Origin of the sequence: Sporosarcina jeotgali (assembly GCF_033304595.1) — a bacterium.
GTDB lineage: Bacteria > Bacillota > Bacilli > Bacillales_A > Planococcaceae > Sporosarcina > Sporosarcina jeotgali.
Genome location: NZ_CP116341.1, coordinates 2,321,329 through 2,332,500, shown reverse-complemented (window position 1 = coordinate 2,332,500; position 11,172 = coordinate 2,321,329). Strand labels below are relative to the sequence as shown.

At 46.1% G+C, this 11,172-nt stretch carries 8 protein-coding genes, 15 tRNA genes and 2 rRNA genes (1 of these 25 only partly in view); 21 read left to right on the top strand and 4 right to left on the bottom strand.

The annotated features are described in order from the left end of the window. The 17 genes from PGH26_RS11665 to PGH26_RS11585 form a co-directional block, all read left to right on the top strand. Window positions 1–2,210 (top strand): 23S ribosomal RNA (locus PGH26_RS11665); it begins 722 nt to the left of the window's first position. A gap of 158 nt (window positions 2,211–2,368) precedes the next feature. Then, a 5S ribosomal RNA gene (rrf, locus tag PGH26_RS11660) occupies window positions 2,369–2,484 on the top strand. Window positions 2,485–2,523: 39 nt separating this feature from the next. After that, a tRNA-Asn gene (locus PGH26_RS11655) sits at window positions 2,524–2,598 on the top strand. A 4-nt stretch (window positions 2,599–2,602) separates the two neighbouring features. Beyond that, window positions 2,603–2,694 (top strand) — tRNA-Ser (locus PGH26_RS11650). A 26-nt stretch (window positions 2,695–2,720) separates the two neighbouring features. Beyond that, window positions 2,721–2,795, top strand: a tRNA-Glu gene (locus PGH26_RS11645). 45 nt (window positions 2,796–2,840) lie between these two features. Further along, window positions 2,841–2,916: transfer RNA gene (locus PGH26_RS11640), tRNA-Val, on the top strand. Window positions 2,917–2,947: 31 nt separating this feature from the next. Continuing rightward, window positions 2,948–3,022, top strand: a tRNA-Met gene (locus PGH26_RS11635). 3 nt (window positions 3,023–3,025) lie between these two features. After that, window positions 3,026–3,101: transfer RNA gene (locus tag PGH26_RS11630), tRNA-Asp, on the top strand. Window positions 3,102–3,120: 19 nt separating this feature from the next. Beyond that, a tRNA-Phe gene (locus PGH26_RS11625) sits at window positions 3,121–3,193 on the top strand. Between the two features lie 8 nt (window positions 3,194–3,201). Further along, window positions 3,202–3,277: transfer RNA gene (locus PGH26_RS11620), tRNA-Thr, on the top strand. A gap of 13 nt (window positions 3,278–3,290) precedes the next feature. Continuing rightward, window positions 3,291–3,375: transfer RNA gene (locus tag PGH26_RS11615), tRNA-Tyr, on the top strand. Between the two features lie 8 nt (window positions 3,376–3,383). Beyond that, window positions 3,384–3,457 (top strand) — tRNA-Trp (locus tag PGH26_RS11610). A gap of 43 nt (window positions 3,458–3,500) precedes the next feature. Then, window positions 3,501–3,573, top strand: a tRNA-His gene (locus PGH26_RS11605). 13 nt (window positions 3,574–3,586) lie between these two features. After that, window positions 3,587–3,658, top strand: a tRNA-Gln gene (locus PGH26_RS11600). Between the two features lie 6 nt (window positions 3,659–3,664). After that, window positions 3,665–3,739, top strand: a tRNA-Gly gene (locus tag PGH26_RS11595). A 10-nt stretch (window positions 3,740–3,749) separates the two neighbouring features. Beyond that, window positions 3,750–3,823 (top strand) — tRNA-Cys (locus tag PGH26_RS11590). Between the two features lie 35 nt (window positions 3,824–3,858). Next, window positions 3,859–3,939: transfer RNA gene (locus PGH26_RS11585), tRNA-Leu, on the top strand. 168 nt (window positions 3,940–4,107) lie between these two features. On the opposite strand, the gene PGH26_RS11580 is transcribed toward PGH26_RS11585, so the two are convergent. Continuing rightward, window positions 4,108–4,830 (bottom strand): B3/B4 domain-containing protein, encoded by a 723-nt coding sequence (locus PGH26_RS11580; protein ID WP_323691234.1) that lies wholly within the window; start codon window positions 4,828–4,830, stop codon window positions 4,108–4,110. 54 nt (window positions 4,831–4,884) lie between these two features. On the opposite strand from PGH26_RS11580, the gene queG reads away from it, so the two are divergent. The 3 genes from queG to PGH26_RS11565 all read left to right on the top strand — a co-directional run bounded on the left by queG (window position 4,885) and on the right by PGH26_RS11565 (window position 7,663). Next, entirely contained in the window at window positions 4,885–6,024 is a 1,140-nt protein-coding gene (queG, locus tag PGH26_RS11575; protein WP_323693520.1) for a tRNA epoxyqueuosine(34) reductase QueG, read from the top strand. Window positions 6,025–6,037: 13 nt separating this feature from the next. Next, complete coding sequence (gene trmL / locus PGH26_RS11570) at window positions 6,038–6,511, top strand: tRNA (uridine(34)/cytosine(34)/5-carboxymethylaminomethyluridine(34)-2'-O)-methyltransferase TrmL (RefSeq protein WP_323691233.1); 474 nt, start codon at window positions 6,038–6,040, stop codon at window positions 6,509–6,511. A gap of 324 nt (window positions 6,512–6,835) precedes the next feature. Further along, a complete protein-coding gene (locus PGH26_RS11565) occupies window positions 6,836–7,663 on the top strand; it encodes an aldo/keto reductase (RefSeq protein WP_323691232.1) in 828 nt (275 codons plus the stop codon). A gap of 47 nt (window positions 7,664–7,710) precedes the next feature. On the opposite strand, the gene PGH26_RS11560 is transcribed toward PGH26_RS11565, so the two are convergent. From PGH26_RS11560 to PGH26_RS11550, 3 genes are read right to left on the bottom strand one after another with little or no spacing between them, the layout of a single operon-like run. Continuing rightward, entirely contained in the window at window positions 7,711–8,550 is an 840-nt protein-coding gene (locus tag PGH26_RS11560; RefSeq protein ID WP_323691231.1) for an RluA family pseudouridine synthase, read from the bottom strand. Between the two features lie 23 nt (window positions 8,551–8,573). Then, entirely contained in the window at window positions 8,574–9,047 is a 474-nt protein-coding gene (locus tag PGH26_RS11555; protein ID WP_323691230.1) for a thioredoxin family protein, read from the bottom strand. 3 nt (window positions 9,048–9,050) lie between these two features. After that, on the bottom strand, window positions 9,051–9,476 hold the full coding sequence (locus tag PGH26_RS11550) for a disulfide oxidoreductase (RefSeq protein ID WP_323691229.1): 426 nt from the start codon (window positions 9,474–9,476) through the stop codon (window positions 9,051–9,053). 117 nt (window positions 9,477–9,593) lie between these two features. On the opposite strand from PGH26_RS11550, the gene PGH26_RS11545 reads away from it, so the two are divergent. Further along, a complete protein-coding gene (locus PGH26_RS11545; protein WP_323691228.1) occupies window positions 9,594–11,150 on the top strand; it encodes a GNAT family N-acetyltransferase in 1,557 nt (518 codons plus the stop codon). The last annotated feature ends 22 nt before the right edge of the window (window positions 11,151–11,172 follow it).

Genomic DNA, 11,172 nt, shown 5'->3' with positions numbered 1-11,172 from the left:
ACCAGGTGATCTACCCATGTCCAGGGTGAAGGTAAGGTAACACTTACTGGAGGCCCGAACCCACGTACGTTGAAAAGTGCGGGGATGAGGTGTGGGTAGCGGTGAAATTCCAATCGAACCTGGAGATAGCTGGTTCTCTCCGAAATAGCTTTAGGGCTAGCCTCAAACGTTAGAATCTCGGAGGTAGAGCACTGTTTGGACTAGGGGCCCATCCCGGGTTACCGAATTCAGACAAACTCCGAATGCCGATGATTTATGTTTGGGAGTCAGACTATGGGTGATAAGGTCCATAGTCGAGAGGGAAACAGCCCAGACCGCCAGTTAAGGTCCCAAAGTATTCGTTAAGTGGAAAAGGATGTGGCGCTGCCCAGACAACCAGGATGTTGGCTTAGAAGCAGCCATCATTTAAAGAGTGCGTAATAGCTCACTGGTCGAGTGGCGCTGCGCCGAAAATGTATCGGGGCTAAACGAATCACCGAAACTGCGGATTGACACCTTTGGTGTCAGTGGTAGGAGAGCGTTCCAAGGGCGTTGAAGCTGGACCGGAAGGACTGGTGGAGCGCTTGGAAGTGAGAATGCCGGTATGAGTAGCGAAAGAAGGGTGAGAATCCCTTCCACCGAATGCCCAAGGTTTCCTGAGGAAGGCTCGTCCACTCAGGGTCAGTCGGGACCTAAGTCGAGGCCGATAGGCGTAGACGATGGACAACAGGTTGATATTCCTGTACTACCTCCCCACCGTTTGAGTGATGGGGTGACGCAGAAGGATAGGGTGAGCGCGCTGTTGGTCATGCGCGTCTAAGCAGTGAGGTGTGAAACGAGGCAAATCCCGTTTCTCTAACATTGAGCTGTGATGGCAAGGGGTGTATACCCTGGAGTCCCTGATTTCACACTGCCAAGAAAAGCCTCTAACGAGGTGGGAGGTACCCGTACCGCAAACCAACACAGGTAGGCGAGGAGAGAATCCTAAGGTGATCGAGAGAACTCTCGTTAAGGAACTCGGCAAAATGACCCCGTAACTTCGGGAGAAGGGGTGCTCTGGTAGGGTGTATAGCCCGAGAGAGCCGCAGTGAATAGGCCCAGGCGACTGTTTAGCAAAAACACAGGTCTCTGCAAAACCGTAAGGTGACGTATAGGGGCTGACGCCTGCCCGGTGCTGGAAGGTTAAGAGGAGAGGTTAGCGCAAGCGAAGCTTCGAATTGAAGCCCCAGTAAACGGCGGCCGTAACTATAACGGTCCTAAGGTAGCGAAATTCCTTGTCGGGTAAGTTCCGACCCGCACGAAAGGCGTAACGATCTGGGCACTGTCTCAACGAGAGACTCGGTGAAATTATAATATGCGTGAAGATGCGCATTACCCGCGACAGGACGGAAAGACCCCGTGGAGCTTTACTGTAGCCTGATATTGAATTCCGGTGCAGCCTGTACAGGATAGGTAGGAGCCTGAGAGACCGGAGCGCTAGCTTCGGAGGAGGCAATGGTGGGATACTACCCTGGCTGTATTGGACTTCTAACCCTTGCCCGTGATCCGGGCAGGAGACAGTGTCAGGCGGACAGTTTGACTGGGGCGGTCGCCTCCTAAAGAGTAACGGAGGCGCCCAAAGGTTCCCTCAGAATGGTTGGACATCATTCGTAGAGTGCAAAGGCATAAGGGAGCTTGACTGCGAGACCTACAAGTCGAGCAGGGTCGAAAGACGGGCTTAGTGATCCGGTGGTTCCGCATGGAAGGGCCATCGCTCAACGGATAAAAGCTACCCCGGGGATAACAGGCTTATCTCCCCCAAGAGTCCACATCGACGGGGAGGTTTGGCACCTCGATGTCGGCTCATCGCATCCTGGGGCTGTAGTCGGTCCCAAGGGTTGGGCTGTTCGCCCATTAAAGCGGTACGCGAGCTGGGTTCAGAACGTCGTGAGACAGTTCGGTCCCTATCCGTCGCGGGCGCAGGAAATTTGAGAGGAGCTGTCCTTAGTACGAGAGGACCGGGATGGACACACCTCTGGTGTACCAGTTGTCTTGCCAAAGGCATCGCTGGGTAGCTATGTGTGGACGGGATAAATGCTGAAAGCATCTAAGCATGAAGCCCCCCTCGAGATGAGATTTCCCATTACGCAAGTAAGTAAGATCCCTCAAAGATGATGAGGTGGATAGGTCTGGTGTGGAAGCATGGCGACATGTGGAGCTGACAGATACTAATAGATCGAGGACTTTCCCAAATATAAGTTAAAGAATCATGTGATTGTTTTGAGTTTCAATGTTGGTTTTATCCAGTTTTGAGTGATTAATTTTTAAAAAACTTTTTAAAAAGAAATTAAAATTAACACTTGCACTTACAACTTGAATATGGTATAATAATTCTTGTGTTGTGAAATTGTCTGGTGATGATGGCGAAGAGGTCACACCCGTTCCCATACCGAACACGGAAGTTAAGTTCTTCAGCGCCGATGGTAGTAGGGGGCTTCCCCCTGTGAGAGTAGGACGTCGCCAGGCTTTCACTGCTAAGTGAAAATCCTTTAATAGTTTATCTATTCCGCAGTAGCTCAGTGGTAGAGCAATCGGCTGTTAACCGATCGGTCGTAGGTTCGAGTCCTACCTGCGGAGCCATAATGGAGAGCTGTCCGAGTGGCCGAAGGAGCACGATTGGAAATCGTGTAGACGGTTAACGCTGTCTCAAGGGTTCAAATCCCTTGCTCTCCGCCAGTTAACTTCTCTATTATAAACAGTATGGCCCCTTGGTCAAGCGGTTAAGACACCGCCCTTTCACGGCGGTAACACGGGTTCGAATCCCGTAGGGGTCACCATTTACATTCTTATGAATAAGATATGCCAGCAGCACATAGTATTGTGGAGGATTAGCTCAGCTGGGAGAGCATCTGCCTTACAAGCAGAGGGTCGGCGGTTCGAGCCCGTCATCCTCCACCATTATATCTTTATTAATCGGTTTTAATATTATCGCGGGGTGGAGCAGTGGTAGCTCGTCGGGCTCATAACCCGAAGGTCACAGGTTCAAATCCTGTCCCCGCAACCAAATGGTCCCGTGGTGTAGCGGTTAACATGCCTGCCTGTCACGCAGGAGATCGCCGGTTCGATCCCGGTCGGGACCGCCATTTTCTTTAAAAACAATATGGCTCAGTAGCTCAGTCGGTAGAGCAAAGGACTGAAAATCCTTGTGTCGGCGGTTCGATTCCGTCCTGAGCCATCTTATATGCCGGTGTAGCTCAATTGGTAGAGCAACTGACTTGTAATCAGTAGGTTGAGGGTTCAATTCCTTTCGCCGGCACCATGAAATTCCCTATGGTGGGGTAGCGAAGTGGCTAAACGCGGCGGACTGTAAATCCGCTCCCTCCGGGTTCGGCGGTTCGAATCCGTCCCCCACCACCATTCTTTACAGGGGCATAGTTTAACGGTAGAATAGAGGTCTCCAAAACCTTTGGTGTGGGTTCGATTCCTACTGCCCCTGCCATTTATCTTACTTGTCTCTTGACTTGAAACATCTTATTATTATGGCGGTTGTGGCGAAGTGGTTAACGCACCGGATTGTGATTCCGGCACTCGGGGGTTCAATTCCCCTCAGCCGCCCCTTTTTTATTTTTGGGGTATAGCCAAGCGGTAAGGCAACGGACTTTGACTCCGTCACTCGTTGGTTCGAATCCAGCTACCCCAGTTATTAGCGGAAGTAGTTCAGTGGTAGAATACGACCTTGCCAAGGTCGGGGTCGCGGGTTCGAATCCCGTCTTCCGCTCCACTTATTCTACGGCGGCATAGCCAAGCGGTAAGGCACGGGTCTGCAACACCCTTACCACCGGTTCGATTCCGGTTGCCGCCTCCAATATATGGTTTCCGTTTATTTTATTTTACTAGTTTGCCCGAGTGGTGGAATGGCAGACACGTCGCACTCAAAATGCGATGCCGCAAGGCGTGCCGGTTCAAGTCCGGCCTCGGGTATCTCAGAAAAGGACAACTTCGGTTGTTCTTTTTTTGTTGTTGTCTATTTTCAAGAATCCTCATTGATCTCAGGTCCTAAATGGGTTCATGCATGCCATGCGAAAAAACCCGCACTCTGTAGATCTGCGGGTTTCCAACCTAACACTATTATAATAGGTAGTAATGAAGTTAATACTTAGCATCTTGTCGAGGCGGTAAGTCTGTAACCTCTATAGAAGGGTTCTCAGCACATAAAATAGCGGCTGTTGCTTCACCCCCATTAATGCTCGTAAACATCGTCCCGCATGCTTTTGCAAGGCGTTGTGCTTCTTCTACATTCATCTCAGGACGCAGGAATAATACATGAAGTATTTCTGTTGTCTCTTCGGTGATTGCACTCCGGACAGAGTCTGCATAGGGGCTGCCGAAAGGACTGTATCCGTCCTTTAGGATTGGCATGTTATGTAATGAATTGAATCTGCCATTTAATCCATCGTATCCATCTTCTGCATGTCCTATCGTTACACGTATATCGCCAGTTAATGTTTCTAAGTTATACATACCGGAAGGAATTCCGTATTGAAGGCTAAACAAGGTATTCAAGTCAATTGCACTCGAATGACTTTCCATGTAAGCTTGTTTACTGATGCGTCGATATAATGCTTCAACTGAGGGGCGATAGCGGGCAGGATCAGCACCAAGTGCCTTCCAAACATTGCGCCATTCCCGGATTCCGTCGATCTCATCAAAAGAACGTTCTTCCAGTTCAAAGAAGAGTTGTTCTTGAAATAATTGCAGTCTTCCTTTTAGCATTTGGGGAGAGTCAGATACGGTTGTCCTGTTATAATGGATGATGGCTACTTTGAAATCAGGAACAGCATCAACTATTGAAGGTTCTAGATAGAATTTCATAAAATCATCCTGTTCATATTTTTCTCAAGTTTATCATAAGGGAGGTGGCAGATGGTGAATATCGCTCAATTGCAAAAAGACTTAGTGGCTTATGCTTTGGAAATTGGTGTTGATAAGATCGGCTTTACAACAGCAGCTCCTTTCTTGGAGTTGAAAAATCGATTGAAGCGGCAGCAGGACCTTGGCTATCAATCAGGATTTGAAGAAAGTGACGTTGAAAAAAGAACAGAACCTGCTTTACTATTAGATCGTGCAGAGAGTATCATTTCCATTGCGGTTGCCTATCCTTCCAAGATGACTGATGCACCGAAAGGGAAGAAAGGTGAGCGGCGCGGAATGTTTTGCCGGGCTTCATGGGGAACCGATTATCATACGGTCTTACGCGAAAAGTTAGCATTATTGGAAGAGTTCTTACATGAGCGTTCTTCGGAAGTGAAAACACGCTCAATGGTAGATACGGGAGAGCTGGCTGATCGGGCTGTTGCAGAACGTGCAGGAATCGGCTGGTCTGCGAAAAATTGTTCTATTATAACGCCAGAATTCGGTTCCTATGTCTATTTAGGCGAAATGATTACAAATTTGCCTTTTGAACCGGATGTTCCAATGGAGAATCAATGCGGGGAGTGCACACTATGCCTGGATGCGTGTCCGACAGGTGCCTTGATACAAGGGGGGCAATTGAATGCACAGCGCTGTATTGCTTTCTTGACGCAAACGAAGCAGCCAATCCCTGAAGAGTTCCGTAAAGAAGTGGGGAACCGCATCTATGGGTGTGATACGTGCCAAACTGTATGTCCGAAAAACAAACGGAAATATAATTTGGATCAAGAATCGTTCGTGCCTGAAGCTGAACTCGTAAAGCCTTTACTTCAACCGATATTAAAGTTGTCAAATCTTCAGTTTAAGGAAACCTTTGGTCATATGTCAGGCTCTTGGCGAGGGAAAAACCCTATTCAGCGCAATGCGATTTTAGCGTTAGCACATTTCAAAGAAGAGGCGGCAATCCCGGATTTGGTGGAGCTGCTCGAAACGGATCCACGGCCGATGATTCGTCATACATGCGCTTGGGCTATAGGGGAAATAGGATCCGAAACTGGACGGCTGACACTTGAACGGGTGGTAGAAACAGAGACGGAAGATACTGTAGTGGAGGAAATAAAAAAAGCAGTCATGAAGATGGCTGTTACTGAATAGAAGGAGTGGAATTATGCCGATACACGTAGCACTTTTTGAACCGCTTATTCCAGCGAACACTGGCAATATTGCACGAACTTGTGCAGGAACAGGAGCCAAACTGCATTTAATAGAACCACTTGGGTTTTCAACCGATGATAAAATGTTGAAACGGGCAGGTCTGGATTATTGGGAGCATGTTGATATTACGTATCACGGGGATATCAATCAATTGTTTGAGAAGTATCCTGAGGGGATATTCTATTTCATCACTAAGTTTGGGACAAAGACTTTCTCCGATTTCGACTTTTCAACTGTTGATCAAGATATCTTCTTTGTCTTTGGTAAAGAAACGACTGGATTGCCTTCTGAGGTGACAGAAGCGCATTTAGATACGTGTCTTCGAATTCCTATGAATGATCATATACGATCCTTGAATCTGTCTAATACAGCAGCGATACTTGTATACGAAGCGCTGCGCCAGCAAAGTTACCCTGGTTTGCACTAAAAAAGGATGCAGCTCAATTGAGCTGCATCCTTTTTAATGTGTTATTTTTTCACTTTGCCTGGCTTGTCAGCATAACCGCCTGTGAAGATTGCGGATAGGAATGCGAAGCAGACACCCATGATTAGAATTAGTCTCATCAGATACCCTCCTGTTGAATCAGTTGTTCTAACATCATTATACCGGAACCGCAACAAAAAGGAAATGACTCACTTTAAAATATATGACAAGTGCCTGACAAATTCTATTGCGTATTCGTGTTCAGTCCTCCTGACGAGTGATATGATTAGAATAAGAAATACGTAAAAACAAAGGAGTGGTACTACTATGGCAGCTACCTATTCAGAAACCAAACAGCTTGCGAACGGCGTACATATGCCTCGTTTTGGTCTAGGTGTTTATAAAATGACGGATTCCAAGCAAACGGTTGAAGCAATCTCTTATGCATTGGAGCATGGTTACCGTGCGGTTGATACAGCAGCGATTTATGAGAATGAGGCTGAAACTGGAGAAGCAATCCGGACTTCAGGAATTTCGCGTGATGAACTTTTTATCACATCCAAGGTTTGGAATACTGACCAAGGGTATGATCAGACATTACGGGCATTTGAATCTTCCTTGAATAAATTAGGATTGGACTATTTAGACCTCTATTTGACGCATTGGCCAGTTAGCGAAACATTCGCAGAAACGTACCGTGCTATTGAACGGTTGTATGAAGAAAAGATGATTCGAGTACCTGGTGTTTCCAATCACCATATCCATCATCTTGAAAAACTTTCTGTAACTGCGAATATTGCTCCAATGGTTAACCAAATAGAATTGCACCCTTTGCTGACACAAGTTCCTTTACGGGACTACTGCAGTGCGCATAACATTGCAGTCACGTCGTGGTCGCCACTTGCACGAGGGAAGCTTTTGGATAATGCTGTTCTAGGAGAAATCGGGAAAACACATCGCAAGACGGCGGCGCAAGTTATTATTCGCTGGCATCTGCAAAATGATTTAATCGTCATTCCAAAATCAGTTACACCAGAACGAATTTTGGAAAACAGTCGAATTGGTGACTTTGTGTTAACTGCAGAAGAGATGAAAATGATTGATGAATTAAACCGTAACGAAAGAACAGGTACGGATCCAGATACAATTGGCTAAAATAAAAAGCGTCATGGGGACCTTCCCATGACGCTTTTGTCTATTCGTTAAGCAGTGATGACAATTTTTTCACCCGTAAATGGATGGATGAAGGAAGTTTCAACGGCAGTTAGACGATACGTGCCGTCAGGAAGAGCTGATGCTTCATATAAGTTATCTCCCACTACCGGGTGGCCTAAATGCGCCATGTGAACACGGATTTGGTGTGTACGGCCTGTATCGAGGGTCGCTTCGATCATTGTCGTTTGTTCTTTACGTTCAATCACTTTGAAATGAGTGACGGCAGATTGACCTGACATTGAAATGCGCCGGCGCGTCGGGTGGTGTCGATCACGGCCAATCGGCATATTGACGCTGCCTTTCAAACGTTTCAATCGACCTTCCACTTCAGCGTGATACAGCCGGGTAATCTCGTTCGAAGCAATCATACGATCGAACATGGCTTTTGCCATGGGATGCTTCGCGACAATCACAATTCCTGAAGTTCCTTTGTCAAGACGCTGAATATGCTCAGCGTACGTACCGCCTGCAGCTTGAACATGGGCAATCACAGCATTCATCATGGTGGCTTCACGGCTTGTCCCATCAGGATGAACGGCTATTCCGTCTGGTTTGAAAACTGCCAGGAAGTGATCATCTTCTGTGAGTACCTTCACACCAGGCACATCTAATGGTGCATATTCTGAATGGGCTTCAGGTAACTGAAATGTTAACTCAGTTCCTGCTGTTAAAGGCGTGCGCCAGACTACAGGAACTCCTCCTGAATCTGTCACGGCATTCGCCATTCGCAACTCGTGAATATTTTTCTTTCCAGCTTGCCAGCCGTCACGCAATAATTGTTCAAGCGTACCGTCAGAATCTTTTACTGTGTACGTAAATGATGTCATTAATTTGTCCTCTTTTCCGTTACTCACTTGCTGTAATACTCGTTGAAGAATGCATGGATATTTTCTTCAGGCTGCAATCCAACGAGACGGCCGACTTCCTTGCCGTTCTCGAACTGGACAAGTGCTGGCCATTCTGTAATGCCATAGGCTTCTTTAGCATCATCGCCAAATTCCTGCATATTGTATTGATTGACTTTAACGCCTTCTTCTTTCGCAATCGGCATTAGGACTGGGGTCATCTCCATGCAGAAATGACATTGAGGGTGGAAGAAATAGACGGTAGTAGGTTCGCCGGATTCAATCTTTTTGGATACTGCATCAGGCAATACAATGCTGTCATAGTTCTCATTGCCGATCAAGTCGATGGTAGACGGTTCTAACTCGTCCGTTCCATATGGATTGTCAGCGAGCTTCGATTTGTTTGAGGCAGTAGTAAGTGCGAAAATCGCGACAAAAAATACAACGATAATTCCACCAATGATTAATAACTTCTTCATAGATTATTTCGTCTCCTTCAACTGTTTTAGCATGATTACACTGGCAATAAAAATCACAGCAAATGCAACGAATGCCATAAATGGGATAGTGATGAAACCTAAGTAATTTACGTATTGTGCTGTGCAAGGGACATCTCCGCACGTACCGGCACGGTCTTGGAAGAAGCTGAGCTTCTGGATTGCATAGTGATAGGCTGACAAGCAAACGCCAATCAGGCTGAATGCCGCAGTGGTAAGCGCAATACGTCCGTTCTTCTGGATGAGTGCAATCCCCGCGATCAAAACAAGGGGATACATCAAAATACGCTGATACCAGCAATATAGACACGGGATGAATCCTTTAACTTCTGAATAGTATAAGGAGCCTAATGTTGCAACCAATGCAACGGTCCATATCACCAGTAACAAGTTTTCCAAACGCTTGTTCATTTCAAGTGCTCCTCTCAGCGATTTCAACTCCTTATTATAGAGGGAAACCAACTTTTTTGCTATTGTTGGGCATAATCTTTAAAATTTAGGGTAATTAAGGTAGAGAGGTGATTTGTGTTGAGTGAAGAATTTGATTTATCATCATTTGAAATAAGCATGATTGTTCGGCAAATGGAAATGTCGGACATCCCTGAAATAATAGCAATGCAAGAGGCTTGTTTTCCTGGAATGGATCCCTGGGAAACAGAACATTTAAAGAGTCACCTGACTGTATTTCCAGAAGGGCAGTTTGTTGCTGAACTGGATGGACAAATTATTGGTTCATGCTCCAGTCTGATTGTGAACTTTGCAGAATATGATGACCGCCATACATGGGACGATATTTCCGATAATGGCTACATAACGAACCACAATCCTGAAGGATATAACTTGTATGGAATCGAAGTAATGGTTCACCCTGAGTTCAGACGCATGAAAGTCGGAGAAAGACTTTATGAAGCTCGTAAAGAACTTGCTCGTGAAATGAATTTGAAGTCGATCATTATTGGCGGCCGCATTCCAAATTATCATAAGCATTCAGATGAGATGTCACCAAGAGAATACGTGAACTCAGTCGCAAAACATAGAATTTACGATCCCGTGTTAACGTTCCAGCTGATGAATGACTTCACCCTGATGCGCATCAACCCGAACTATTTGCCGGATGATAAAGCGTCCAAGCGGTATGCGACACTTATGGAATGGAATAATATTGACTATAAAGCCGTGTCGAAACGTCATTACAAAACGAGCTACCCCGTACGGATTTGTGTCGTTCAATATTTAATGCGTAAAATTTCATGTTTTGAAGAATTAGCATCCCAAGTGGAATACTTTGTGAATGTTGCAGCTGATGCGAATTCCGATTTCGCCGTATTCCCCGAGATCTTTACGACTCAACTGATGTCCTTCTTGGATGAACCATCAGCAAGTCAGTCTGTGCGGAAGATTTCCGAGTACACAGAAGAATATATCGAACTGTTTAACAGCTTGGCGGTTCGTTATAATGTGAATATTATTGGCGGGTCACACTTTGTTGAAGAAGAGAACGAGGAAATCTACAATATTTCTTACCTCTTTAGACGGGATGGTTCGATTGATAAACAGTATAAGATTCACATCACGCCAAACGAGAAAAAATACTGGGGAATCAGTGCTGGCGATTCAGTAAGGGTGTTTGACACGGATTGCGGTAAGATTGCGATTCAAGTCTGTTACGATATTGAATTCCCTGAGCTTGCCCGTATCGCAACTGAAAAAGGCGCTAACATCATCTTCACACCGTTCTGTACTGAAGACCGTCAAGGTTATTTGAGAGTTCGCTATTGCGCTCAAGCACGTGCTGTAGAAAACCAAATCTATACGGTCATTTCTGGGACGGTCGGAAACTTGCCGCAAGCCGTTAATATGGATATCCAATATGCACAATCTGCGATCTTCGCACCTTCGGACTTTGAATTTGCAAGAGACGGCATTGTCGGAGAAGCGAATGCAAATCTGGAGACTGTGCTGATCGGCGATGTTGACTTAGAAGTTTTGAAACGCCAGCGTCAAGATGGGACTGTCAAACAGTTGAAAGATCGCCGTCGTGATATTTACAGAGTAGATTACTTTTCTAAAAATCCCGAGCAATAAAAAAGAGACGATTCCAAATTAA